This window comes from Streptomyces sp. 35G-GA-8 (genome assembly GCF_023534745.1).
In the GTDB taxonomy this organism is placed as follows: domain Bacteria; phylum Actinomycetota; class Actinomycetes; order Streptomycetales; family Streptomycetaceae; genus Streptomyces.
This window is the reverse complement of the sequence record NZ_JAMHJQ010000005.1, coordinates 138887-165575: the sequence shown is the minus strand read 5'-3', so window position 1 is coordinate 165575 and position 26689 is coordinate 138887. Positions and strand designations below refer to the sequence as shown.

Sequence of the window (26689 nt, the reverse complement as noted above, 5' to 3'; positions counted from 1 at the left end):
GCCCCGTGGAGCAGATCGAGCTCGGCAATGTCACCGTCACCCGGGTCCGGGAATACTTCGGCCCCGTGGAAATGACCCCCGACACCTTCTTCCCGGAAAGTCCGAAGGAAGTCTGGGACGACGGTGCCTCCTGGCTGACCCCGCATTTCCTGGATTCCGGGACCCAGGTCGTGAATTCCGCGATCCAGACCTGGCTGCTGCGCAGTGAGGGCAGGACGATCCTCGTCGACACGGGCGTGGGCAATCACAAGGAGCGCCCGTACGCGCCGGTCTGGAGCCATCTGGAAACCGGCTTCCTGGCCAATCTCGCCAGGGCCGGCGTCGAACCCGAGGACGTGGACATCGTGATCAACACGCATCTCCATGTCGATCACGTCGGCTGGAACACCTTTCTGGACGGCCGGAGTTGGGTTCCCACCTTCCCCAATGCCACCTATCTGATCTCGAAGGACGACTTCGACTTCTGGAATCCCGAGAACGGTCATGAGCCGTTGCTCGGCCGTGGCAACCAGAATGTCTTCGAGGACAGCGTCGCCCCGGTGCACCGGGCCGGCCGGACGCTGCTGTGGGAGAACAGCCACCGGATCGACGCCGGCCTGCGCCTGGACGCGGCTCCCGGGCACACGCCCGGCTCCTGCGTACTGACGCTCGCGTCCGGGTCGGATCGCGCGGTGTTCGTCGGCGACCTGCTGCACAGCCCGGTGCAGATCCTCGAACCCGACACCAACAGCTGCTTCTGCGAGGACCCCGCGGGCGCTCGCGCCACCCGCCGCAAGGTCCTGGGCTGGGCGGCCGACAACAACGCACTCCTGATCCCGGCGCACCTGGGCGGTCACGGCGCCGCGGAAGTGGCGCGTGACGGAAGCAAGTTCGCCATCAAGGGCTGGGCGCCCTTCGCCCCGTACACCGAACAGGGCTGAGGCCCACGGAAAGGCACGCCAGTGAACCACCACCCCGACCCCGTCGTGACCACCGCCCAGGGGGCGGTCCGGGGGCTGCGCCAGGGCGCCACCACCGCCTTCCTGAACATTCCGTACGCCGCCCCTCCCCTCGGCGCCGCCCGATTCGCGCCGCCCGGGCGGCACACGTCCTGGGACGGCGTACGAGACGCCACCGTGCCCGGACCCAACGCGCCGCAATCCGAGCGCACCCTCGGCGGCGTGGACATGTCCCCCTACTTCGGCCCCGGTTGGAGCCGCGGCGAGGACTACCTCACCGTCAACGTGTGGACGCCCGCGGCCGTGGCGGGCGACCTGCCCGTCATGGTGTTCGTGCACGGCGGCGGATTCGTCGCCGGATCGACGCGGTCCGCGGTGTACGACGGCTCCGCCTTCGCCCGCGACGGCGTCGTCCTCGTCACCTTGAACTACCGGCTCGGCATAGCGGGGTTCCTCGATGTCCCCGGAGCGCCGGCCAACCGCGGTCTGCTCGATGTCGTCGCCGCGCTGCGCTGGGTACGGGAGAACATCGCCGCCTTCGGCGGTGATCCGCACAACGTCACCCTCTTCGGCCAGTCGGCCGGGGCGACCATCGTCGGCGGCGTCCTCGCCACCCCCGACGCCACGGGCCTCTTCCACCGGGCGATCGTCCAGAGCGGCAGCGGCCTGGGAGCGTTCACCACCGAACAGGCCGCCCGTGTCACCGGGGCGGCGGCCGAGGCCCTGCGCGTCGAACCCCATGCCGACGCCTTCGCGGAGATCTCCGACGAGCGGCTGGTCGAGGCGGCCTCGCGGCTCGCGGGCATCGACCTGCGGACCGAGACGCACAGTGATCCGCTGACGGGGCTCAGCCCCTTCAGCCTGGTCCTCGACACGCAGCCCGCCGCGTCCGTCGCCGCCGGCCTCGGCGCCGACATCGACCTGCTCATCGGGACCAACACCGAGGAGGGGAACCTCTATCTGGCCCCCATGGGCCATTACTCCACCTCGACCGCCATGGACGTCGACGCGGCGGCGGCCCGCTCACACGCGGATCCGGCGCGGCTCGTCGAGACGTACCGGAAGGCACGTCCCGGGGCGTCCTTCGGCGAGCTGCGCTCCGCCATCATGGGCGACGCGCTGTTCGGCGCGGGCAGCCGGGCCCTGGCCGACGCACATGCCGCGCACCCCGAATCCGGTACTTTCCGCTACGAGTTCGCGTGGCGCTCCCACGCCCTGGACGGAGAGCTCGGTGCCGCTCACGCGGTGGAACTCCCGTTCGTCTTCGATCTCGTGCGTCTTCCCCGGTTGCACGGACGGCGCGGCCTGCTCGGCCCCGAGGAGCCCCCGGCGGATCTCGCCGCCCGCGTGCACGACACCTGGGTACGGTTCGCCAGGACCGGCGACCCCGGCTGGGACCCGTACGACACCGGGCGCCGGGCCACGATGCGCGTCGACGCCGAGTGGACCCAGCTCGACGACCCCCACGGCCTGGAACGACGGGCATGGAGCTGAACCCATGGCCGGACGGACCCTCGGTCGGACGGACCCTCGGTCGGGCGGCTGCCTTCGGCCGGGCGGGCGCCTTCGGTCAGGCCGAGGGGGCGCTGTCGTCGCGGCAGGTGACGCCCGGCCGGGTGTTCAGTGACCACATGTGCGTGCATCGCGGGCACTGAAGGTGGACGACCGGTCCCCTGCTGGAGATCAGATAGCGCCAGTGCTCCCCGCAGTTGCGACGGTCGGCGCAGGTCGCGCAGTGCCGGGCATCGTCGCAGGCGGGGCAGGCCACCCAGGCGCGACGGGCGATGTCCGCCTGGGGGTCAATGGGAAGCCGCACCGCCGGGCTCCTCCCTCGGCAGGACACCTGCCGCCACGAGCAGGTCATAGGTGCGCCGCTGCTCGGCGTCGAGACCCGAGTAGAGGAGCGCGTACGCCTCGTCCTCGCCTCGGAGCGCGGCCACCGGGTCCCAGTCGGGCCCGAGCGCGGCCACGACCTCCGCCCGTCGTCGGGCTTCCTCGAAAGTCAGATCGATCGTGAAGGGTATGAGGCCGATGTCATTGTCCTGATTCATTGCGAAACTTCCAATGTGTCGACGGAACCCCGCCATCTTTACCAGGCGATCCCGCGACAGGGAAGGGTGACCTTAGTTGCCCCGGGGTCGCGCACCGTGGTGCCCGTCGCGGGCGCACCCTCGGATCGGCCCACGAGGGTGGCCCGTTGCCGGTGTCGGGCTCCGGTCCGGGAACCCCGTTCGCGCGCGGCACTGTGACGTACGTCACGGCGGACACCCCGAGAAGCCCGCTTCACCGAAGCTTTCCTGTCGACCTACCTGCCCTCGGACCGTGCCGGTCCTGTGAGCTGTCTCACCGGAACGGTTCGCGCGCACCGGTCAGTAACGGGCATGACCACGATTTCGCCGCCGCCTCATGCGACAGAGCCGCCCCGCCGAGTCACACCAGGAAAGCCGGGCGCCGCACACCTGCGGCCGGACATCCAAGGGCTGCGCGCCCTGGCGGTGGCTCTTGTCATCCTCTCCCACATCGGAGTGACGCGGTTCAGCGGTGGCTACATCGGCGTCGACGTCTTCTTCGTGATCTCCGGATTCGTGATCACGTCGATGCTGCTGCGCGAGCTCTCCTCGACCGGCCGGCTGTCCATCAGGGACTTCTACGCCCGCCGCGCGATGCGTCTGCTGCCCGCCGCCACCGTGGTCGTGCTCGCCACCCTCGCCGGATCGTGGCTGTACCTCTCCAAGGTCCGGTTCGCCGACTACGTGGGCGACGCCCTCAGCAGTTCCCTCTACGCGGCCAACATCCGGCTGGCCCTCACCGGCACCGACTACCTCTCCCAAAGCAGCCCGCCCTCGCCGTTCCAGCACTTCTGGTCACTCGCCGTCGAGGAGCAGTTCTATCTGCTCTGGCCGCTCCTTCTGCTGGTCAGCTGGATGGCGGCACGGCGCCACGCCTACGCGCTGGTGCTGCCGACGGCCGTCCTGACGGTGATCTCCTTCGCCCTGAGCCTGTTCACCACCGCGTCCTCGCCGTCCTGGGCGTACTTCGGTCCGCACACCCGGGTGTGGGAGCTCGGGACCGGCTCCCTCCTCGCCCTCGCCGCCACCCGGCTGGAAAAGCTCCCGGCCCGGATCGCGGCTCCGGCGACCTGGATCGGGCTCGCCTGTGTCCTGATCGCCGCGTCCACCTTCGACGAGAACACTCCGTTCCCGGGGTACCACGCGCTGCTGCCGGTGTTCGGAACCGCCCTGATACTGGCCGGCGGCCACGCCCCGACCCGGTTCGGCGCGGGACGACTGCTCGCGCTGCGGCCCGCGGTCTGGGTGGGCGGGCTGTCCTACGGCTGGTACTTGTGGCACTGGCCACTGCTGGTCATCGCGCCGACAGCGCTGCGCAGGAGCCCGGAACTTCCGCTGCTGGGCGCTCTGATGGCCGTCGCCCTGCTGGCCGCGTGGGCGACGTCCCGTCTGGTGGAGAACCCGGTGCGGTTCCATCCTGTTCTGCGCCGTCGGCCGGGCAGGGCACTGGGCATGGGCGCGGGCCTGTCGGCGGGCGCCGTGTCGCTGGTCCTGGTCGCGGGGGCCTTTCCGCCCGCGATCGACTCCGGCGTGGCCGCGCCCGTACTCCAGAACACCCTGCGGGCCGCACCGGACGCCGAAGCGCGGCTGGCGGAGCTGCTGGGCACCGCCCCCGCGCGCCTGCCGAGCAACCTCACGCCGGGAATCAGCGAGGTCAAGGGCGAGCGGTCGGCGCTCTACCGTGACGGCTGCCATGCCAACTACACCAGCACGAGCGCTCGGCCATGCGTCTTCGGCGACCGGGACTCCGACAAGGTCGTGGTGATCTTCGGTGACTCCCACGCCGCCCAGTGGTTTCCGGCGCTGGACCGGCTGGCCAGGACCAAGCACTGGCGGCTGGTCTCGCTGACCAAGGCGTCGTGCAAGATCGCGACGGTGACCACCGTCAGCGAGCACAAGCCCTACCGGTCCTGTGACACCTGGCGGAACAACGCCCTCGCCAGGATCGGCGAGTTGCGTCCCTTCCTTGTGATCGCCTCGTCCTCCGACGCGGGCACCCTGGCCGACACCGGGCTTGATCCCCTTCAGGAATGGACGGCCGGGTACCGCACCACCTTCCAGCGCCTCACGGCAACCGGCGCCCGGGTGGTCGAAGTCCTCGACACCCCCTGGCCCGATGCCGACGCGGTCGACTGCGCCGCGTCGTACCCCCTGCGGCTGACCATGTGTGCCACCGACACGACCAAGGCGTTCCGGGATCCGATCCGTAGAAAAGCCAGTCGTACGGCGGCGGCCTCCAGTGGGGTAACGGTCATCGACCCCGAGCCCTGGTTCTGCGCGCCCAACGGCGACTGCCCGATCGTTGTGGACGACACACTCGTCTACCGCGACGAAAGCCATGTCGCCGAGACCTACGCCGAGGCCATCGCGCCGGTGCTCGGTGACCGGTTGTCCCGGGCGCTCGATTGACGGATTGGTATCGATCCCCCCTGGGCAGTGAGCAGGGGAACTCGTGTCATGTGCACGACCATTCGCATGACCGTCCCATCTCTCCCCCAAGGAGGTCGACCATGCACGTCCCCAAGTTGACCCGCGGGCTCGTCGCCGCATCCGCCCTGACCCTTTCCCTGGTGGGTGGTCAGGCCGTCGCCGCCCCTGCCGCGGACACGGACAGGGCCTCGGCCGCCGACACGGCCTCGGCCGCCCGCGTGGTCACCTACGACGCCAGCGGTTCCGCGGAGTTCAGGTCCGCGGTCGACCGGGGCGCGGCGATCTGGAACGAGGTTGTCGACTCTGTCGAACTGCGGCCCTCGGCGGCCGGCCAGCGCGCCAACATACGGGTCCTCGCGGACAACGGCTGGCCCCGCGCCATCACCACCTCACTGGGCAACGGAACCGTCTACATCGGACGGCAGGCCGTGGACCAGGGCTACAACACGGTCCGTATCTCGTCCCACGAACTGGGCCACATCCTGGGCCTGCCGGACCGCAAGCCCGGGCCGTGTTCGAGCCTGATGTCCGGTTCCACCGCCGGAATCTCCTGCACGAACCCCTACCCGAACGCCGCCGAGGAGGCGGAGGTCGAGGGCAACTTCGGCGCTGCGTTCGCGCCGACGGCCGGAGCGGTGCCGCTCAACGTCATGCTCGTGGACTGACACCCGGCGCGGGACCACCGACGGGGGCGGCCGTATGCCCCGGAGCGCGCATCGCGTTCCGGGGCGTGCGCGGCGCGAGAGAATCCCGGCATGACAATCACCGCGCAGGCACTCAACAGAGCCACCCTCGCCCGACAACTGCTGCTGAGGCGTGAATCGCTCGACGTCGCGGACGCGGTGCGACGTGTGGTCGCCCTTCAGGCGCAGCAGCCCGCCTCGCCGTACATCGCGCTGTGGAACAGACTCAGCGGCTTCGATCCGGCCGGCCTCGACGCGGCCCTCGCCGGACACCGGACGGTCAAGGCGACGCTGATGCGACTCACGTTGCACGCGGTCCACGCCGACGACTACCGGACCTTCCGTGAGGCCATGGAGCCGACGCTGCGCGGCTCCAGGCTCGGCGACCCGCGCTTCAGGGCATCCGGGCTCACCGCGGAAGACGCCACCGTACTGCTCCCGGATCTCCTCGAATACGCCGACCAGGCGCGGACCCCCGCCGAACTGGGCGGCTGGCTCCAGGCGCGGCTGGGCGCCCCGATGGAGTCGGCGGCCCAGCGGATGCTGCGGCAGTACGCGCCGCTGTGGCACGCGCCGACCGGCGGGCCCTGGTCGTTCCGGACCAGGCCGTCGTTCGTCGCGGCGGGCACGCGGCCGGTCCTGGCGGATCCCGATGTCGCCGACGGAAGTCTGCGCACCCTGATACGCCGCTACCTGGAGGGCTTCGGGCCCGCGTCGGTGGCGGACATCGCGCAGTTCGCGCTCGTGGGGCGGGCCCGGGTCAGAACGGCGGTGAACGCGCTCGCCGACGAGTTCGAGCAACTGGAAGGCCCGGACGGCACGGTGATGTACGACATCCCCGGCGCGCCTCGGCCGGCCGAGGACACCCCCGCTCCACCCAGACTGATGGCGATGTGGGACAGCACGCTGCTGGCCTACGCCGACCGGGGCCGCGTCATCCCACCCGCCTACCGCAAGCACGTGACGCGGGTGAACGGTGATGTGCTGCCCACGCTGCTGGTCGATGGCCACGTCGCCGGCGTCTGGCGTCCCGTCGACGGTGGAATCGAGGCCACCGCCTTCCATCCCCTTCCTGGCCATGTCTGGGAGGGATTGGCAGCGGAGGCCGGTTCGCTCGTTTCGTTCCTCGCCGCCCGTGATCCGAGGGCCTACGGACGCTATGACCACTGGTGGGCCAAGGGAATGCCGGGCGCCGACACGCGGCTGCTCCCCGGCGACTGAGCGGATGAGCGACTGAGCGGATGACCGGATGAGCGCCGGGGGTACCTCGACGGCCGGCTCGGGCGCCTGGTCAGCGCGTTCGCGGAAGGGCGCGCGAGGCGGCTTGTAAGGTGCGTTCCATGCCGGATGCCCCGCCTCGCCCAGAGCCGTTCACCCCGCGGACGACCCCCGCGGCACTCGATGACCTCCGCGCGCGGCTGCGTGCGACGCGCTGGCCGGATACGCCCGAGGACGCCGGGTGGTCGCTCGGCACCGACCTCGCCTATCTCCGCGAGCTCGTCGCCTACTGGGCGAACGGCTTCGACTGGCGGGCGCAGGAGGCGGCGCTCGCCCGGCTGCCCCGCTTCCGCGTCCGGCTCGGCGGCCTGGGGATCCACTTCGCGCACGTCCGGGCCACCGCGCCGACCGGACCCGTTCTGCCGCTGGTCCTCAGCCACGGCTGGCCGGACTCGTTCTGGCGCTATGCGAAGGTCATCCCCCTCCTCACCGATCCCGGCGCGCACGGCGCCGACCCGGCCGACGCGTTCGACGTGGTCGTGCCCGACATGCCGGGCTACGGGTACTCCGACCGCCCCACGGGCCGGCCGCTCGACTCCATCGCCGTCGCCGGTCTGTGGGCCGAACTCATGGGAGACCTCGGTTACGCGCGCTTCGGCGCGGCGGGCGGGGACATCGGCAGTCACGTGAGCCGCTACCTCGCGCTCGACCACCCGGACCGGGTCGTCGCCGTCCACCGCATGGACGGGGGACTGCCCGTCTTCACCGGCGACCCGGCGGAGCTCGCGCCGGAAGAGCGCGCCTGGTTCGAGGACGTCGCGGCCTGGGGGGCGACGGAGGGCGCCTACGGAGCCATCCACCGCACGAAGCCGGGGACCGCCGCCTTCGGGCTCACCGACTCACCGGCCGGGCTCGCCGCCTGGATCGTCGAGAAGCTCCGGGCGTGGAGCGACTGCGACGGAGACGTCGAACGGCGTTTCACCAAGGACGAGATCCTCACGAACGTCACGCTCTACTGGCTCACCGGGACGATCGGCTCGTCGATGCGCATGTACCACGCGAACGGCGCGATCCCGCCGGAGCAGCTCACCCGCCGGGTCGAAGTGCCCTCCGGTTTCTCGCTCTTCCGCGGCGACATCGTCCGCCCGCCGCGAGCGTGGCTCGAACGCACGGCGAACGTCGTGCGCGTCACCGAGCCCGCGCACGGCGGGCACTTCGCGCCGTTCGAGGAGCCGGAGCTGTACGCGGAGGAACTGCGCGCGTTCTTCCGCCCTTTCCGGGCGGCGGCGACGGACTGAGACAGCCGGCACTCCGCACGCCCGCCGGACCGGCATGCGCATGCGGCGTCGGTCTCTTTTCATCGTTGAAAATGTGGGTGCACGACTGTTGTTATGTGTTTGGGGCTGTGGCTCAATGTTCGACTGTGTGCCGCCGCATCCCGCGGGTGCGAGGCACTTCTGTCCCTTCGACGAGGACGACGCCTTGAGACGACAACGACTTCGCCCCCGAACGCTGCTTCGAGCTCTCGCGTGTGCCGCCGCGCTGCTGCTGCCCGTGGGCGCCACCCTGGTCCCGGCGGCCGCCGCCGCTCCGGCCGCCGGTGCCGCCTCCACGACCGTGAACGCCTCCGCGCCCGTTACCGCCTTCGCGTCCGACGACCCGGCCACCGAGGTGCACGGCCTGAAGGGGGAGTACTTCCGCATGTCCGCGCCGGGCGCTCGCGACTTCGCCGAGCTCGGTGGCGTGGCGCTGGACCCCGAGATCAACTTCCCTGGTCTCACCGGCACGTTCGAGTCCACGACCGGGCGCACCGAGCACACGACGGCCCGGTGGACGGGGCAGATCGAAGCCCCCGCGACCGGTGACTACACCTTCTCCGCGATAGGCGACAACGGGTTCAGGCTCTCCGTCGACGGCGAGGTCGTCATCGACCACTGGCAGCCCGACTGGGATGTCGAGCAGCACAGCGAGCCGATCGCGCTGACCGCGGGCGAACCCCATGAGTTCCGGCTGGAGATGTTCCAGGACACCGGCGGCGCCAACATGTTCCTGCGCTGGGCGAGCCAGGACCTGAAGAAGCAGATCGTCCCTGAGGAGGCGTTCACACCGCCCGCCGACTTCGAGGTCTACCCGGTCGCGCTGAGCGTGGCCGAGGACGGCAGGCGACTCCAGGCGACGTTCGACGACAAGGTCGAGAACACCGGCGGCGTCAAGGACCATCTGAAGATCGAGGCCGACACCTCACCGATGCCGGTGAAATCGGTGGCCAGGGCCGCCGGCAATCCCAAGGCCCTGATCGTCACGCTGGCCGCGCCGGTCCAGAAGGGACAGCGGGTCCGCGTCGTGTACGACGGTGCGGGAGGACTGCGGGCGGGCGGGGAAACCGTCCCCGAGATCAGCCGTAGCGCCAAGAACCGGTCCACGCACCGGCTGACCACCACATGGGGCGACAAGCTGGACCGTGACCACCCGCTGCCGGAGTACCCCCGGCCGCAGCAGGTGCGCGATCAGTGGAAGAACCTCAACGGCCCCTGGGAGTTCGCCGGAGCCACCGAGGGCGAGCAGCCGGCTTTCGGCAAGCGGCTCGGGGAGCGGATCATCGTGCCGTTCCCGGTGGAGTCCCAACTCTCGGGTCTTGAGCGGCACGAGGACCACATGTTCTACCGCAAGCTCGTCACCGTGCCGGAGAACTGGTCCATCGGCAAGGGCCGCGACGGCGGCAAGCGGCTGAGGCTCAACTTCGACGCCGTCGACTACCAGGCCACCGTCTGGGTCAACGGCGAGAAGGTCGCCGAACACACCGGCGGATACACCGGGTTCACCGCCGACATCACGGACGCGGTCAAGGGCCCTGGTCCCCAGGAGATCATCGTCGCGGTCACCGATGTCACCGGACCGAATCAGCCGAAGGGCAAGCAGTCCACCAACCCGGGCGGGATCGTCTACACCCCGTCCTCCGGCATCTGGCAGACCGTCTGGATGGAGCCGGTCGCGCCCGCCGCGGTGGACTCCCTGACCACGACCCCCGACATCGACAAGGGCACCCTCGCACTGACCGTCAACTCCGCCGACGCCTCGCCCGGCGCCCGGATCAAGGCCGTCGCCCGCGACACGAAGGGCAAGGTCGTCGGTACGGTCACCGGCCCGGCCAACCGCTCGCTGACCCTGCCGGTCAGGAACCCGCGCCTCTGGTCGCCGGACGACCCGTATCTCTACGACCTCCAGGTGAGCCTGACGGACGGCCGGTCCACCGACCGCGTCGACAGCTACTTCGGAATGCGCTCCCTCCGTGTCGAGAAGGTCGGCGGCTACCAGAAGCTCGTACTCAACGGGAAACCGTTCTTCTCGCTCGCCATGCTGGACCAGGGCTTCTGGCCCGACGGGCTGTACACCCAGCCCAGCGACGCCGCGCTCACCTTCGACCTGAAGGCGCAGAAGGACCTCGGTTTCAACGCGGTACGCAAACACATCAAGGTGGAGTCACCTCGCTGGTACTACCACGCCGACCGGCTCGGTCTGCTGGTGTGGCAGGACTTCGTCTCCAGCGACATCAGCGGCGATCAGGGCAAGCAGGCGTTCCTCTCGCAGGGCAAGGAGATGATGAGGCAGCTCCACAACGCGCCCTCGATCGGCGGCTGGATCGTCTTCAACGAGGGCTGGGGCGAGTGGGACCGGGTGGAGACCGGGAAGATCACCGAGGCCGTCCGGGCCGACGACCCCTCGCGCGTCGTCAACGCTCACAGCGGGGTCAACTGCTGCTCGTCCAAGGGCGACTCGGGCAAGGGCGACATCATCGACCACCACGACTACCTGAACAACGACGCGCCGTTTCCCGACCACCGCGCCGCGATGGACGGTGAGCACGGCGGTTTCACACTCCGTACCGCCGGACACATGTGGCCGGGCGCTCCCGCGGCGATCTACAGCGGAGTCCCGGACAAGGCCGCGCTGACGGCGAAGTATGTGGAGAACACCCGGACGTACTATCTCGCCGCGGCCGGCGCGGAACTGTCCGGCTCCGTCTACACGCAGGTCAGCGATCTGGAGAACGAGCTCAACGGGCTGTGGACCTACGACCGTCGTGAGATCAAGGTCGATCCGGGGAAGGTGCGGCAGATCAATCAGCAGGTCATCGCGGCGGGCGCGGCGGCCGGTGACCGCGACCGGCTGAAGGGCGGCGCCGCCTGGTCGCTGGACGAGAACAAGGGCACGACGGCCCAGGACAGCGGTCCCAACAAGGCGCCCCTGACCCTCGGTGAGGGCACCGCCTGGGCGCCCGGCGTACGGGGTTCCGGACTCAGGTTCAACGGACAGGGGCAGTACGCCGAGACCCGCGGCCCCGTGGTCGACACCACCGAGAACTACTCGGTGTCCGCGTGGGCCACGCTCGACTCGCTTCCCGGCAACTACGCCACGGTGGTCAGCCAGGACGGCCGGCGGACGGAGAATCCCTTCTATCTCCAGTACGGCCAGGGCGCGTTCGCCTTCAGCACCCCGGGCGGTCACCGCGCCCGTCTGGAGATGAGGCCCGAGACGGGGAAGTGGTACCACCTCGTGGGCGTACGTGACGGTGACGACCTGAAGCTGTATGTCGACGGCACGCTCGCGGCGACGGCCCCGGCGGGCCCCGCCGATGTCAGCACCGGGCCGCTCTCCGTCGGCCGTGCCAAGTGGAACGGCGGGAACGTCGACTTCTGGAACGGCTCGGTCGACCAGGTGAGGGTGTACGACAAGGCGCTCACCGCGGCGGAGGTGAGCACGCTCCACGACGGCGAACAGCCGTAACACCCGACCGGCCCGGCGGCGGCGGAGCTGTCGCCGCCGGGCCGCCTCCGTGGACCTCACACACGGCCCGCGGAGGCCCGGATCAGGGCGCCCATGGGGCCTCCACCGCCCAGGTGGTGTCCTCGGTGAACGTGGCCGGGTTGTCCCACGCGTGACCGCCGCCGGGAGTGGCCAGCCACACTTCGGAGTTGATGTGACGGAGATAGCTGCCGGGGAGGTTGGCACTGGACAGGCGCACGCCGCCGGTGCCCGCGACCGTGCAGAAGGTGGCGTCGGCCTTGAAGAGGGCCGAGCCGTCGTCGGCGTCCCGCCGGACCCGGAAGTCCCGGTGCCGCAGATACTCGCCGGGGTAGTTGCGGGACTCGAACGAATAGCAGTTGCTGTTGGCGAGGCCGGTGACGACCTTCCAGGTCGCGTCGTTCTTGAGGAGCCCGGCGCTGCCGCCGTCGACGACCGCGGTGTACGCGAGCTGCTCGTAGTGGCGCAGGTACTTGTCGGTGTGGCCCGGGGTGGTGACCCGCAGCGAGGTGTACCGCCCGGTGGGCAGGACGACCGGTGGGGCGGGTGTCCGCGAGGCCTGGATCAGCGCCTGGTTCGCCGCCCTGACCCGTGCGGCGTCGACCTTGACCACCTGGCGGTCATAGGTGAGCAGGCCGTTCACCTCGTTCTCCACGTCCGTGATCTCCGTATAGACCGAGGCGGAGAGCCCCGCCGGCAGCTGACCGACGCGGATGCTGTCGAGCAGACCGACGAAGCGGTTGTCGAGCGCGGACAGACTCGGCTGGTCCTCGTAGCTGAAGCCGCCGCCCGGATACCACTCGTGCCCCGGCACCCTGTATCCGAGCCCGCCGAACTCGCCGAGAACGGCGGCCCGGGTGGCGGTGGGGGCGGTGTTTCCCGGCCCGACGTAGATGTGGTTGTCGATCACATCCCCGTTGCCCCCGTCGACCGAGCCGCAGCAGTTGACCCCGCTCATGTTGTTGACCAGTCGGGACGGGTCGTACGCCTTCACCTCGTCGGCGATCCTGGCCTGGTCGTACTGTCCCCACCCCTCGTTCTGGTTGACCCACATGACCAGGGACGGAGAGCTGCGGTGCTGGTCGATGATCGCGCGGTACTCGGTCTCCCACTGGGCGCGGGCCGCCGTGTCGGGGCTCTTGCCGGTGTCCATCGCCGGCATGTCCTGCCAGACCAGGAGCCCGAGCCGGTCCGCCCAGTAGAACCAGCGCTGGGACTCGACCTTGATGTGTTTGCGCACCATGTTGAAGCCCAGGTCCTTGTGCGCCTGAAGGTCCGACCTCAGCGCGGAGTCGGTCGGTGCGGTGTAGATGCCGTCCGGCCAGTAGCCCTGGTCCAGGGTGCCGGTCTGGAAGACGAACTTCCCGTTCAGTACGGGGCGCAGGATATTGCCGACCTTCGCCGTGGCGATCGACCGCATCCCCGCGTAGCCGCCGACCGAGTCGACGGTCGTGGCGCCGTCGAGCAGGTCGGCCCGCACGTCGTAGAGGAACGGGTCCTCCGGGCTCCAGAGCCGGGGATTCGCGAGGGATACGGAGAGCTCCGCGCCCGCGGCGCCGGTCGCCGTACCGACCACGTTCCCGCCGGTGGAGACCGTCACGCGGACGCCGCGGCCGTTCGCCGCGGCGGCCCGTGCCGTCACCCGGAGCGTGCTGTCGCCCAGGTTCGGCGTCATGTCGAGACGGGTGATGTGGGCCGCGGCGACCGGTTCCAGCCAGACGGTCTGCCAGATGCCGGACGCCGCCGTGTAGAAGATGCCTCCGCCCGGATGCGGCTTCACCTCATTGATCCGCTGCTTGCCGACCGCCTGGCCGCCGGTCTGGGTCGGGTCGTGGACGGAGACCACGACGGTGTTCGTACCGCCGTTCAGCCGGGGCGTGATGTCGTACGAGAACGCGTCGTACCCACCCTTGTGCGCCCCTACCTGGGTGCCGTTGACCCAGACGGTGGTCTCCCAGTCGGAGGCGCCGAAGTTGAGCTTGACCCGGCGGCCCGTCCAGTCCGCGGGGACGGTGAAGGCGCGCTTGTACCAGATCTTGTCGTTCTCGGTGATTCTGCGCTGGATACCGGAGAGGGCGGACTCGGCGACGAACGGAACCCGGATCCGGTCCGGGTACGCCGACGGCGGGCCGGCGTCACGGCCGGTCACCGCGAAGTCCCAGATGCCGTTGAGATTGGACCAGTCGGGGCGGGTGAGCTGAGGGCGCGGATACTCGGGCAGCGGATTGTCGACGGGCACCTGATCGGTCCAGGGCGTGGTCATCGGAGCGGGCTTCGGCGTCCAGGGCGCCGCCTGGGCGGGGGTCGTAGCGCCCCCCACCAGAGCGGTCGCCACCAGCGTCAGCAGGCCGGTCGCGGCCGTCAGACGTCTCCACCACGGCCGGCGGCCGGGGCTGGGCACACGCTTCATCGGTATGTCTCCTCCACGGATGACGCTCCCCGCGGCCGAACCGGCGTGGGGGAGCGGTGCGGGTGGTCGTGCGGCGGTCGTGCGGATGATGGTCCGGTTCGTGGCGCGGCTCGCTGTGCCTGTGTGGGGCAACTCGTGGGGGCAACTCGCTTGCAACGTTGGAAGATTGAGGGTCGGCGGTATGACAGCACGCCGTCGAAGGAGTGTCCAGGTTCCTCGCGGAACCCGGCGCCCGCTGCCCGCCCGGTCGGCATCCCCCGTGCGGGTGCGCGTGGCCGACACATTTTGGAAACGCATCGACAACTCTCTTGCCGCCTGCGCCGCAGCGCCTATATAACGTTGTAAACCGAGCCGCCGACAGGCGGTGCGGACTCTCTCACGACCGCCCTCGCCACCGCCGGCGGCCGGGGCGCGAGGACGCGGCGTCATCAAGCCCTGACGCGGCTGATGACCGTTCAGCGCCACCGCTCAGCGCCACCGTTCAGTGCCGTTCCCCGCCCCGTCGATGCCCTGCCCCTGCCCGACCGCACCCGACCGGAGTGCCGTCATCCCGCCAAGGAGCGTCCCGCGCATGATCAACCAGCGTCGATCCCGCACTCTCACCGTGGCCTGCATGCTCGCCGCCACCGCCGCGCTCGCCGTCGCCGGCTGCTCCAAGTCGGAGACCACCGACAGCGCGGGCGGTGACAGCGGCCAGGGTGCCCAGGCGGCCAAGACCCCCGACGCCACGTCCGGTTCCGGCTGCTCGCTGCAGACGTACGGCGCGCCGAAGCTGGACCTGAAGGACGCGGTGGTCGGCTTCTCCCAGTCGGAGAAGGAGGCCAACCCCTTCCGTATCGCCGAGACCCAGTCCATCAAGGACGAGGCGGCCAAGGTCGGCGTCAAGAAGCTGCTCACCACCAACGCGCAGTCGCAGCTCTCCAAGCAGATCAGCGACATCCAGGACATGCTGTCCCAGGGCGCCCAGTTCCTCATCGTCGCGCCGCTGAACTCGGACGGGCTGGAACCGGCGCTCAAGGCGGCCGCGGCGAAGAAGGTGCCCGTCCTCACCATCGACCGCAAGGTCAACTCCACCGCCTGCGAGGACTATGTCGCCTTCCTCGGCTCCGACTTCGTGGAGCAGGGCAAGCGCGCCGCCGACGCGATGATCAAGGCGACCGGCGGCAGCGGCAAGGTCGCCATCCTCCTCGGCGCGTCCGGCAACAACGTCACCACGGACCGCACCAAGGGCTTCGTCGACCAGGTGAAGGCCAAGGCACCCGGCCTCGAAATCGTCGCCCAGCAGACCGGCGAGTTCGCCCGGGACAAGGGCCAGCAGGTGATGGAACAGCTCATCCAGTCCAAGCCCGACATCACCGCCGTCTACGCGGAGAACGACGAGATGGGTCTCGGCGCGGTCACCGCGCTCAAGGCGGCCGGGAAGAAGCCGGGCAAGGACGTCAAGATCGTCTCGGTCGACGGCACCCGCAACGCCGTCCAGGCGCTGGTGGACGGGGAGTACAACGCGGTCATCGAGTCCAACCCGCGCTTCGGACCGCTCGCCTTCGCCACCGCGCAGAAGTTCTACGCGGGCGAGGAGATCCCGGAGAACGTGATCATCGCGGACCGCGCGTACGACGAGTCCAACGCCAAGGCGTCCCTCGGCGGCGCGTTCTGACCGACCCCTTCGCCGCCCGGCGAAGGGAACCGACTCCCTCGTCGGGCGGCGAGGAGCACTGACTGCCCCGCTCCACGGCCGCCGGGGCGCCCCACCCGCCACGGCGGTCCCGGGCCCACCCCTTGGAACAGCGGAAGGCCAAGAAGACCCATGGCACCACCCGAAGCAGCGGCTCAGGCGCCGGCGGGGACCACTCCGCCGACGGCCGACACCGTGCTCGAAGCCCACGCGGTGAGCAAGCGGTTCCCGGGCGTCGTCGCGCTCGACAACGTCTCCTTCTCCCTGCGCGCGGGCGAGACCCATGCCCTGGTGGGCGAGAACGGCGCCGGGAAGTCCACCCTCATCAAGGTCCTGACCGGTGTGTACCGGCCCGACGAGGGCGAGGTACGGATGACCGGTCAACAGGTACGGTTCGCCCGGCCGTTCGAAGCGCAGCAGGCGGGCATCTCCACCATCTACCAGGAGGTGAACCTCGTCCCGCTGATGAGCGTGGCGCGCAACATCTTCCTCGGCCGTGAGCCCAAGAACCGCTTCGGCCTCATCGACTTCGGCCGGATGCACCGCGAGACCACGGAACTGCTCGACGGCTTCGGTGTCCATGTCGACCCGCGCCGACCGCTGCACACCCTGGGCATCGGCACCCAGCAGATGGTCGCGCTGGCCCGCGCCGTCTCCGTCAACGCGCGGGTGGTCGTCATGGACGAACCCACCTCCTCCCTGGAACCGCGCGAGGTGGAGACCCTGTTCCGGGTCATCGCCGACCTGCGCGCCCAGGGCATCGCCGTGATCTATGTCAGCCACCGTATGGACGAGCTCTACCGGATCTGCGACCGCGTCACCGTCCTGCGCGACGGCCGCCACATCCACACCGGCGACCTCGCGGAGCTGAGCCGGATGCGACTCGTCTCGATGATGCTCGGCCGCGACATGGCCGAGGTCCGGCGCGACGGCGTGACCGGCTTCGCCGCCGAGGGACATGACGCGGAGCGCACTCCCGTACTCACCGCCCACGGCCTCACCCGCCGCCACCAGCTCCAGGACGTCTCCCTGTCGCTGTACGGCGGGGAGGTGCTCGGCCTCGGCGGACTCCTCGGCTCCGGGCGCAGCGAGACGGCGAAGGCCCTGGCCGGAGCGCTGAGCCTGGACGGGGGCGAACTCACCGTCGGCGGCCGGGGACTGCGCCGGCTGACCTCCGCGGGCGCGATCCGGGCGGGCATCAGCCTGCTGCCCGAGGACCGCAAGGCGGAGGGAATCATTCCAGGCCTCTCGGTGCGCGAGAACATCGTGCTCGCCGCCATGCCCCGTCTCTCCCGCGCCGGAGTGGTCTCCCGGCGCAAGCAGGACCGCGTCGTCGACATCTTCATGAAGCGGCTGCGGATCAAGGCCGCCGGTCCCGAACAGAAGGTCGGTGAACTCTCCGGCGGCAACCAGCAGAAGGTCCTGCTGGCCCGCTGGCTCTGCCTGGAGCCCAAGGTCCTCCTGCTCGACGAACCGACGCGCGGCATCGACGTCGGCGCCAAGGCCGAGGTCCAGGGCCTTGTCGACGAGCTCGCCCGCGAGGGCCTTGCCGTGCTGCTCATCTCCTCGGACATCGAGGAACTCATCGAGGGCGCCGACCGGATCGTTGTCCTGCGCGGCGGGGCCGTCGCGGGTGAACTGTCCGGCGATGACGTGGGCGAGAGCCAGCTGCTCGAAGTGCTCGCCGACCACTCGCCGGTGCCAGAAGGGAAGGCCCCGGCCGCGCATCGGGCCCCGGCCGCGCAGCAGGCCCCGGCCGCACAGGAGGACCCGCGATGACCCAGGCCACCCTCACCCCCACCCGGGCGCGCCCCCTGGCCCGGCTCCGTGACCCCGCCTGGTACCAGGAGTACGGCGTGTACGCCGCCGTGGCGGTGCTCCTGCTCTTCAACGCGCTGTTCACCGAGCACTTCATGACCGCCGACAACCTGCGCACCCAGCTCGTGCAGGTCGCGCCCATCGTGATCGTGGCGCTGGGCATGGCCCTGGTCATCGGCACCGAGGGCATCGATCTGTCGGTCGGCTCGACCATGGCGCTCGCCGCCGCGCTGCTCCCGCTCTATCTCGGCTACGGGCTCGTGCCGGGGCTTGTCGTGGCCCTGCTCGCGGGAGCCGTCGTCGGCGCCGTCAACGGCACACTGGTCTCACTGATCGGGTTGCAGCCCATCGTCGCCACCCTCGCCCTGTTCGTCGGAGGCCGGGGCATCGCCCTGGTCATGGCCGACGGCCAGCTCAAGCAGATCATCAACCCCGACGTCCTCGCGCTCGGCACCGGATCCTTCCTCGGTGTCCCGCTGGTGGTGCTGATCGCCGGGGTGCTCGCCGTCGCCGTCGCCTTCCTCGTACGGCGCACCACCTTCGGCCGGCAGATCGTCGCCGTCGGGGGCAACCGGTCGGCCGCCTCTCTTGCGGGACTGCCGGTCAAACGCGTCCTGATGGGTGTGTACATCCTCTGCGGGGTGCTGGCCGCCCTGGCGGGCATCCTCGCCACGGCCAGGCTGACGGCGAGCGATCCCTCCTCGCTCGGCACCCTCATGGAGCTCTCCGCCATCACGGCGGTCGTGGTCGGCGGAACCCCGCTGAACGGCGGCTCCGTCCGGGTCCTGGGCACCGTGGCCGGCGCCCTGCTGATGCAGCTGCTGCGCGCCACCCTCGTCAAGCACGACCTGCCCGACTCCACCGCACAGATCGCCCAGGCGGCCATCATCATCGCCGCCGTCTATGTCGCCCGGGAGCGTCGGTCCCGATGAACGAAACCACACCCGCCCCGCCTGCTCCCGCCCCGGCGCCGAAGAAGACCCCCGCGCCGGCCGGCGGCGAGACTCCTCGTGCGGTACCGGCCGCCGAGACGCCCCTCAAGCAGCGTCTCGCCGAGCTGGTGCAGCGTCAGGGCGTGCTCGCGGTCCTGCTCGCGGTCATCCTCGTCGCCTCGTTCGTCTACCCGACGTTCGCCACCCTCGACAACGCCCGCGGCGTGACCGTCCAGGCGTCGTTCCTCGCCGTGGTCGCCCTCGGCATGACCCTGGTCATCATCACCGGCGGAATCGATCTGTCGGTCGGATCGGTGTTCGCGCTGGGGGGTGTGCTCGCGGCCTGGGCCTCTCAATGGGGCTTCTTCACGGCGCTGCTGGTGCCCCTGCTGGTGTGCGGGGCGATCGGGCTGCTGAACGGCTTCCTCATCGCCCGCGCCGGAATGGCCCCCTTCATCGTCACGCTCGCCACGCTGCTCGCGGCCCGCGGTCTGCTGCTCGCCCTCACCGACGAGGGCGCCACCACCTATCTGGTGCCCAAGGACTCCGCGTTCGCCGAGCTGGGGCAGGGCGGCGTCGGGGGCTTCGGATACCCCCTCCTGATCGCCCTGGTGCTGTTCGGCGCGGGCGGGCTGCTGCTGCAACGGACCTCGTTCGGGCAGTCGCTGTTCGCGGTCGGCGGCAGCGCCGACGCGGCCGCGCTGATGGGGCTGCCCGTCGCCCGTACCAAGATCCTGGTCTACACGCTCAGCGGACTGCTGGCGGGACTCGCCGGCGCGCTGAACGCGGCCAGGCTGTCATCGGGTGTCACCATCGTCGGCGTCGGCATGGAACTCGACGCCATCTCCGCCGTCGTCATCGGCGGCACGCTCCTCGTCGGTGGGGCCGGATCGATCAGCGGCACGCTCTGGGGTGTCCTGCTGCTGGCCGTCATCCAGAATCTGATCAACCAGATCGGCTCGCTCAACTCCTCGTACCAGTCGGTGGTGAGCGGCGGCTTCCTTATCGTTGTCGTCGTGGCACAGCGCTATCTGGCGCGCAGCCGCAGAACCACCTGAACCACGCCGGGTTCCGGGTGGCCGTCCGGCCACCGGCACCCGGCCACCCCGGGGCCCCGGACCTCACCGGGGCCGGGTTCCCTGTCGAGTCAAGGAGTGCCGTGAGCGTCAGCCTCAAGGACGTTGCGCAACGGGCGGGCGTGTCCATCAAGACCGTGTCGAACGTGGTCAACAACTATCAGCACGTCACACCCCAGATGCGTGCCAAGGTGCAGCGGGCCATCGACGAGCTGGGCTACCGGCCCAATCTCACCGCACGCCATCTGCGCAAAGGGCGCACCGGCATCATCGCCCTGGCCGTACCCGAGTTCGGCAACCCGTACTTCGCCGAGCTGGCCGGCGCGGTCGTCGACGCCGCGGCCCGGCACGACTACACCGTGCTGGTCGACCACACCGGCGGGCTGCGCGAGAACGAGCTGCTGGTCTGCCAGGGCTTCCGCTCGCATGTGATCGACGGACTCATCCTCAGCCCGATCCACCTGGAGACCGAGGATCTGATGGCGCGCTCCGAGACCGCGCCCCTGGTGCTGCTGGGGGAGCGTGAGTACGAGGCCCCGTACGACCACATCGCCATCGACAACGTCACGGCGGCCCGCGCGGCCGTGCGGCACCTCCTCGACCGCGGCCACCGCCGTATCGCCTTCCTCGGCTCGCGCACCGGCCGTGAACGCCAGCCGGCGCATCTGCGGCTGCGTGGCTGGCGCGAGGAACTGGCGGCAGCGGGCATCGCGCCCGACGAGAGCCTGGTGATCGTCACCGACGGCTACGGGCGCGAGGACGGCGCCGCCGCCATGGCCGCGCTCCTCGACCGAGGGGAGCGGCCGGACGCCGTCTTCGCCTACAACGACCTCATCGCCATCGGTGCGATGCGCACGCTCACCGAACGCGGTCTGCGCATCCCCGCCGATGTCGCCGTCGTCGGCTTCGACGACATCGAGGAGAGCCGGTACGGCGCCACCACGCTCACCACCATCTCCCCGGACAAGGAGACCATCGCCCGGCTCGCCGTCGACAGTCTCGTCGAACGGCTCTCGGGCGAGCCCGTGGCCGAACCCCGCAGGCCCCGCCCCGGCTACCGCCTGGTCGTCCGCGAATCGACCGCGTCCCGAAGGACCCTGGACCCGGGGCGGACGGGACAGGTCTGAAACGCGGCGGCGGGACCCCGGGGCGTGTCCGTACGCGCCGCGTCCCGGGCGGCCCACGCCCCTGCCCGCCATCCGTTTCGTCACAAGGATCCCCGATGCCCACCCCCACCGTGCACAGCAGGCCGTTCGGCACCGCTCCCGGGTGCTCGGAGGTCGATCTCTGGACGCTCGACTCCGGAACCGGAACCCGGGCCGAGATCCTGACCTACGGCGGCATCCTGCACCGGCTCATGGTGCCCGACACCGCGGGGAACGCCGCGTCGGTCGTCCGGTCGCTCGCCTCCCTCGACGACTACACGGGGAAGAACCCCTACTTCGGGGCGCTCATCGGCCGTTACGCGAACCGCATCGCGCACGGCCGCTTCACCCTGGACGGCGCGGTGCACCGCGTCCCCGCCAACGACCGCGGCCACGCGCTGCACGGCGGTCCCGGCGGCTTCCACACCAGGGTGTGGAAGGCGGCGCCCCACCGTACGGATCACACCGCGGCGCTCCGGCTCACGCTGCACAGCGCCGATGGCGACATGGGATTCCCCGGCGCGCTCGACGTCACGGTGACGTACACGCTCGACACCGAAGGCACCCTCGCCCTCGACTACCGGGCGACCACCGACCGCCCCACGGTCGTCAACCTCACCAACCACGCCTACTTCGATCTCGCCGACGGGGGTGACATCCTCGGCCACACCCTCCAGGTGGACGCCGACGAGTATCTGCCCGTCGACGAGGCGGGCATCCCGCGCGGCCCCGCCGTACCCGTCCGGCACACCCCGTTCGACCTCACCGTTCCGCGGACGCTGGGGGACCGGATCGGCCTGCCCGACGAACAGCTCCGTTCGGCGGGGGGATTCGACCACTGCTGGATCCTGCGGGCAGCGGAGGAGGGACGCGCCGGAGTCCCGCGCCCGGCCGCCCGTCTCGCCGCCCCCGGCGAGGTGCGGGTCATGGAGGTGTGGACCACCGAACCCGGTATCCAGGTCTACACCGCCAACCAACTCGACGGCTCACTCGCCGATCCCGTCGGCCGGCGCCACGAACGGTATGGCGCGGTCTGCCTGGAGAGCCAGCATCTGCCCGACTCGCCGAACCGTCCCGGTCATCCCTCGACGCTGCTTCGCCCCGGCGAAGTAGCCGCCAGCAGGACCGAGTTGAGGTTTCCGCACCTCGGACGGGAGCGCGGCGCCGACGAGGTCTGAGCGGCGACGCCTGGCACAGAGGGTGAGTGTGAGAGACACAAGCGCCACTCCACTGGATAGAACGATCGTTCCAGACTCCTGCTATGTTGTTCTGGATGGATCGATCGTTCTAGTTCAACTGGTGAAGAGCCAAGGAGAGTTCCGGATGAGTAAGCAGTCGGTGACGGTCATCGGTCTGGGGCCGATGGGCCGGGCGATGGTGAACACCTTTTTGGAGAACGGCCACGAGGTGACCGTATGGAATCGGACCGCGAGCAAGGCCGAGGAACTGGTGGCCAGGGGCGCCACCCAGGCTCACACCGTCGAGGACGCGCTGGCCGCCAATGAGCTGATCGTGCTGAGCCTGACGGACTATGACGCGGTGTACGCCATCCTCGAACCGGTGGCGGCCTCGCTCTCCGGCAAGGTCATCGCCAACCTCAGCTCGGACACCCCGGACAAGGCCCGGGAGGCGGCCACCTGGGCGGCCGGGCACGGCGCGAAGCATCTCACCGGCGGGGTGCAGGTGCCGCCGCCGCTGATCGGCAAGCCCGGGTCCGCCACCTACTACAGCGGTCCGCGCGATGTCTTCGAGGCTCACGAGGACACCCTGAAGGTCCTCACCGACGCGGACTACCGGGGCGAGGACGCGGGCCTCGCGGCCATGTACTACCAGGCCCAGATGACCATCTTCTGGACCACCATGCTCAGTTACTACCAGACCCTCGCGCTGGGGCGGGCCAACGGTGTCTCGGCGAAGGAACTCCTGCCGTACGCCACGATGATGACGTCGATGATGCCCCACTTCCTGGAGCTGTACGCCGAGCACGTGGACTCCGCGACGTACCCCGGCGACGTGGACCGCCTGGCGATGGGCGCGGCCAGTGTCGACCATGTCCTGCACACCCACAGGGACGCGGGGGTGAGCACCGTACTGCCGGCCGCGGTCGCCGAGATCTTCCGGGCCGGGATGGACGGGGGCTTCGCCGAGAACAGCTTCTCCAGTCTGATCGAGGTGCTCAAGAAACCCTCGTCGGTCTGAGTCGTCGGGTGGGGATCGAGGACATGTCCTCGGTCCCCACCGTCTCCGGGGTCAGTCGACTGGCTTCTCCCAGACCGATACGTGCCGGCCGCTCTCGTTCGTGAAGGGCCGTCGCGTCCATCCGTCCCACCGCTCGCGCAACCGCAGTCCGGCGAGCTGAGCCATCAGATCGAGTTCCGCGGGCCACACATACCGGAAAGGGATCGACCTGTACTCGCCATGCCCGTCGCCGACCTCGATGTAGTTCGAACTCATCGCCTGGGTGGCCACGTCATAGGCGTCGAACGCCCACCGTGTCGGGCTCACATGGACGGGCACGATGTTCTGCCCGGCGGGGAGCTTTCGCAGCTCGGGGACCATGACCTCGATGACGAAGCACCCCCCGGGTGCCAGCTGGGCCGCGGCGTTGCGGAAACACGCCACCTGCGCCGCCTGGGTCGTCAGATTCATGATCGTGTTGAAGACCAGATACACGACGGAGAAGGTGCCCGCCACCCTCGTCGTCGCGAAGTCGCCGATCGTCACACCGATCGCGTCGCCGCCCGGTTTGGCGCCCAGCCGCGCGACCATCGCCCGTGACATGTCGATGCCGTGGACCGGTACTCCGCGCAGTGCCAGCGGCAACGCGACGCGCCCTGTCCCAATGCCCAGCTCAAGCGCTGGGCCACCGTCCGCCAGCTCTGTCAGAACGTCGACCGTCTCGGCCACGACGCTCGGCTCGAACATTTCTTCCGACGAGTCGTCGTACACCGCCGCGACGCGCTCTCCGAAGTAGCCGTCCCCATCGTCATCGTCCATCGCCCGACCATACTGCGGGAGCGATCGATGGGCCGCGTGATCTTGGCGGCCGGCCGCGGCCCGGCTTCGACGAAGACCGGTACAAGAAGACCGCTACAAGAAACGCGACACCGTGTGCGCGGATCTTCGGACACGGATTCGACGCGGTTGTCTCAAGACCGCGTAACGGACGGAACGCCAGGGCGAACAACGTGATCCGTACATTCATGAAGATTTCTTTACTCATTCACAACGCCTACGGGATCGGGGGGACCATCACCACGACGTACAACTTGGCCGGTGCGCTGGCCGAGCGGCACGAGGTGGAAATCGTCTCCGTGTTCCGGCACCGGGAGAGCCCGAACCTGACACCGGACCCGCGAATACGACTGCGCCCGCTCGTCGACCTGCGACATGAGAAGGAACACCCACTGCATCTGAGCCCGGCGAAGGTGTTCCCGGCGTACGAGTACCGCTACGGCCAGTACAGCGCGCTCACCGACGAGCGGATCGAAGAGTTCCTGGGGGCGACGGACGCCGATGTCGTCGTGGGCACGCGGCCGGGGCTCAATGTGCATATCGCTCTCCAGGCTCGGGCCGGGACCGCACGGGTGGGGCAGGAACACCTGACCCTGGACAACCACCCGCCGAGACTGCGCCGCGTACTGCGCCGGGTCTATCCGCGCCTGGACGCCCTCACCACCGTCACCCATGCCGACGCCGCCGCGTACCGCAAGAAGATGTGGCTGCCCGGCGTGCGTGTGGAGGCGCTGCCCAACAGCGTCCCCGACCCGTCGCTGCCGCCCTCGGACGGCACCGCCCCCGTTGTGGTGGCCGCGGGCCGACTGGTCCCGGTGAAGCGGTACGACCTTCTCATCGAGGCGTTCGCGGCGGTGGTGGCCGAACGCCCCGACTGGCAGCTGCGTGTGTACGGCGGGGGCGAGGAGCGCGACCGGCTGAGACGCCTCATCGAGGAACTCGGCCTGTACGACAACGTTTTCCTGATGGGAACCGCGAGTCCGATGGAGGCCGAGTGGGCCAAGGGCTCGATCGCCGCCGCGACCTCGAACTTCGAGCCTTTCGGCATGACGATCGTCGAGGCGATGCGCTGCGGTCTCCCCGTCGTCAGCACCGACTGCCCGCACGGTCCTGCCGAGATCATCGCGGACGGCGCGGACGGCCGGCTGGTGCCCGTCGGTGACCGCGAGGCCCTTTCGGCCGCCCTGCTCGACCTCGTACGCGACGACGAGACGCGCCGCCGGATGGGGCGCGCCGCGCTGAAGAACTCCGCGCGGTTCGCCCCCGGGCCGGTCGTGGCACAGGCCGAGGCACTGTTCGACGCGCTGGTGTCGGCGAGGCGGGCCGGACGTCCGGCCGCCGCGCGCACCACCGGCATCGACCGCGCGCTGGTGACCGGCGGCTATGCGGCCCGGGACGCCGCCTACTCGGCGGCAGGCACCATCCTCAAGACCGTACGGAAGGCGAAGCGATGAGCCCGGACCGCGACAGAACTGTTCGCGAAGCGGCCCCTCGCGACGAGAACGCGCGGGTCGAGAGTCCGCGCCCGCGCGCCGACTGCACGGTGGACGGGGAGAACCGGCTCACCGTACGGCTCACCGCGCCGGACACACCGAAGGCCCCGGCCGCCCGGCCCCAGCTGCTGCTGCGCCTGCGCCCGCCCAAGGGACAGCCCGAACAGGTCAGGCGGGTGTTCGACCTGGAACCGGCGCCCGGCCAGGACCGCTGGCAGGCCACCATCGAACCGGCCCCCGCCTTCGCGGAGGGCCGTTGGGACGCCTATGTCGTCCCCTCGCCCGGCACACCGCGCCGACGCCTCCTCCCCGGCGTCCGTGACCTGCGGGCCCTGGTGACGGGCCGCGCGCCCGACCGGACTTCCTCGCCCCTGGCGGTCCTGGTCCCGTACGCCACGCTGGACGGCTACTTCGCGGTACGCGCCTGGCTGCGCTCCACACACGCGGAGGCGGACCGTATCCGTGTCGCCGACGGCGCGATGACGGTACGGGGCCGGCTCTTCGGCGCCGAACTGGGCACCGGGGCCGCGGCGTTGCTGCGTCGCCGGGGAAAGGGCGGCATCGCACGGGAGGTGGGGCTGACCGCGGAGGGCGGCCACGCCTTCGCCGTCACCGTCGACTACCGGGATCTGCTGAGCACACCGGGCGCCGACGTGGGACCGGGGGTGTGGGACGTGTACGTACGCCCGTCCTCGGACGGGCGCCCGGTCCGGACGGCCCGGCTCCTGGACGACCTCGCGGACCGCAAGAGGGTGTTCGTGTACCCGGCCACGGCACTCGACGGGCTGACCGCGCGCCCGTACTACACGGTCGACAATGAGCTGTCGGTGGAGATCACGGAAGGCTGAGCGGACGGGGACGGGGACGCGGGCGCGGACGCGGCTCGGTGCGGGGGCGCGGGGTCGGCATGCCGACGATGCCCAGGGGGTTGTTGCCTACGATGAGGGAAGTCGGCCGCGCACCGGAACCCTCTGGGAGTCGTCA

The 26689-nt window shown here is 70.2% G+C and carries 20 protein-coding genes; 16 read left to right on the top strand and 4 right to left on the bottom strand.

Annotation, left to right across the window (positions count from 1 at the left end):
• The first annotated feature begins 5 nt into the window (after window positions 1–5).
• Together M1203_RS12755 and M1203_RS12750 are read left to right on the top strand one after the other, a co-directional pair.
• Complete coding sequence (locus tag M1203_RS12755; protein WP_249949747.1) at window positions 6–920, top strand: MBL fold metallo-hydrolase; 915 nt, start codon at window positions 6–8, stop codon at window positions 918–920.
• 21 nt (window positions 921–941) lie between these two features.
• Window positions 942–2432 (top strand): carboxylesterase/lipase family protein, encoded by a 1491-nt coding sequence (locus M1203_RS12750; RefSeq protein ID WP_249949746.1) that lies wholly within the window; start codon window positions 942–944, stop codon window positions 2430–2432.
• 76 nt (window positions 2433–2508) lie between these two features.
• Here M1203_RS12750 and M1203_RS12745 read toward each other — a convergent pair whose 3' ends face one another.
• Window positions 2509–2754, bottom strand: coding sequence for a hypothetical protein (locus tag M1203_RS12745; RefSeq protein ID WP_249949745.1), 246 nt, complete (start codon window positions 2752–2754; stop codon window positions 2509–2511).
• A complete protein-coding gene (locus M1203_RS12740) occupies window positions 2738–2989 on the bottom strand; it encodes a DUF6400 family protein (protein ID WP_249949744.1) in 252 nt (83 codons plus the stop codon). The genes M1203_RS12745 and M1203_RS12740 overlap by 17 nt, the downstream gene beginning before the upstream one ends.
• A 330-nt stretch (window positions 2990–3319) precedes the next feature.
• On the opposite strand from M1203_RS12740, the gene M1203_RS12735 reads away from it, so the two are divergent.
• The 5 genes from M1203_RS12735 (at window position 3320) to M1203_RS12715 (ending at window position 12123) form a co-directional block, all read left to right on the top strand.
• A complete protein-coding gene (locus M1203_RS12735) occupies window positions 3320–5416 on the top strand; it encodes an acyltransferase family protein (RefSeq protein WP_249949743.1) in 2097 nt (698 codons plus the stop codon).
• A gap of 101 nt (window positions 5417–5517) precedes the next feature.
• A complete protein-coding gene (locus M1203_RS12730) occupies window positions 5518–6102 on the top strand; it encodes a snapalysin family zinc-dependent metalloprotease (protein ID WP_249949742.1) in 585 nt (194 codons plus the stop codon).
• Between the two features lie 90 nt (window positions 6103–6192).
• Window positions 6193–7341, top strand: a complete 1149-nt coding sequence (locus tag M1203_RS12725) for a winged helix DNA-binding domain-containing protein (RefSeq protein WP_249949741.1) — start codon at window positions 6193–6195, stop codon at window positions 7339–7341.
• Window positions 7342–7460: 119 nt separating this feature from the next.
• Window positions 7461–8636: an epoxide hydrolase family protein gene (locus M1203_RS12720; protein WP_249949740.1), complete on the top strand. Its 1176-nt coding sequence runs from the start codon at window positions 7461–7463 to the stop codon at window positions 8634–8636.
• 184 nt (window positions 8637–8820) lie between these two features.
• Window positions 8821–12123: a LamG-like jellyroll fold domain-containing protein gene (locus M1203_RS12715; RefSeq protein WP_374402807.1), complete on the top strand. Its 3303-nt coding sequence runs from the start codon at window positions 8821–8823 to the stop codon at window positions 12121–12123.
• An 82-nt stretch (window positions 12124–12205) separates the two neighbouring features.
• Here M1203_RS12715 and M1203_RS12710 read toward each other — a convergent pair whose 3' ends face one another.
• Window positions 12206–14551: an AbfB domain-containing protein gene (locus tag M1203_RS12710; RefSeq protein WP_249949738.1), complete on the bottom strand. Its 2346-nt coding sequence runs from the start codon at window positions 14549–14551 to the stop codon at window positions 12206–12208.
• 571 nt (window positions 14552–15122) lie between these two features.
• On the opposite strand from M1203_RS12710, the gene M1203_RS12705 reads away from it, so the two are divergent.
• The 7 genes from M1203_RS12705 (at window position 15123) to M1203_RS12675 (ending at window position 23396) form a co-directional block, all read left to right on the top strand.
• Window positions 15123–16208, top strand: coding sequence for an ABC transporter substrate-binding protein (locus M1203_RS12705; RefSeq protein ID WP_249949737.1), 1086 nt, complete (start codon window positions 15123–15125; stop codon window positions 16206–16208).
• Window positions 16209–16358: 150 nt separating this feature from the next.
• Window positions 16359–18005 (top strand): sugar ABC transporter ATP-binding protein, encoded by a 1647-nt coding sequence (locus M1203_RS12700; protein ID WP_249949736.1) that lies wholly within the window; start codon window positions 16359–16361, stop codon window positions 18003–18005.
• A complete protein-coding gene (locus tag M1203_RS12695; RefSeq protein ID WP_249949735.1) occupies window positions 18002–18976 on the top strand; it encodes an ABC transporter permease in 975 nt (324 codons plus the stop codon). The genes M1203_RS12700 and M1203_RS12695 overlap by 4 nt, the downstream gene beginning before the upstream one ends.
• Window positions 18973–20034 (top strand): ABC transporter permease, encoded by a 1062-nt coding sequence (locus M1203_RS12690; RefSeq protein WP_249949734.1) that lies wholly within the window; start codon window positions 18973–18975, stop codon window positions 20032–20034. Before M1203_RS12695 ends, M1203_RS12690 begins: the two co-directional genes overlap by 4 nt.
• Before the next feature lie 101 nt (window positions 20035–20135).
• Window positions 20136–21179, top strand: coding sequence for a LacI family DNA-binding transcriptional regulator (locus M1203_RS12685; protein WP_249949733.1), 1044 nt, complete (start codon window positions 20136–20138; stop codon window positions 21177–21179).
• Between the two features lie 95 nt (window positions 21180–21274).
• On the top strand, window positions 21275–22375 hold the full coding sequence (locus tag M1203_RS12680; RefSeq protein ID WP_249949732.1) for an aldose epimerase family protein: 1101 nt from the start codon (window positions 21275–21277) through the stop codon (window positions 22373–22375).
• A 121-nt stretch (window positions 22376–22496) separates the two neighbouring features.
• Complete coding sequence (locus M1203_RS12675; protein ID WP_308404867.1) at window positions 22497–23396, top strand: NAD(P)-binding domain-containing protein; 900 nt, start codon at window positions 22497–22499, stop codon at window positions 23394–23396.
• A gap of 51 nt (window positions 23397–23447) precedes the next feature.
• Here M1203_RS12675 and M1203_RS12670 read toward each other — a convergent pair whose 3' ends face one another.
• On the bottom strand, window positions 23448–24194 hold the full coding sequence (locus M1203_RS12670; RefSeq protein WP_249949730.1) for a class I SAM-dependent methyltransferase: 747 nt from the start codon (window positions 24192–24194) through the stop codon (window positions 23448–23450).
• Between the two features lie 206 nt (window positions 24195–24400).
• On the opposite strand from M1203_RS12670, the gene M1203_RS12665 reads away from it, so the two are divergent.
• Window positions 24401–25666, top strand: coding sequence for a glycosyltransferase family 4 protein (locus M1203_RS12665; protein ID WP_249949729.1), 1266 nt, complete (start codon window positions 24401–24403; stop codon window positions 25664–25666).
• Window positions 25663–26553: a hypothetical protein gene (locus M1203_RS12660; protein WP_249949728.1), complete on the top strand. Its 891-nt coding sequence runs from the start codon at window positions 25663–25665 to the stop codon at window positions 26551–26553. Before M1203_RS12665 ends, M1203_RS12660 begins: the two co-directional genes overlap by 4 nt.
• Window positions 26554–26689: the final 136 nt, after the last annotated feature.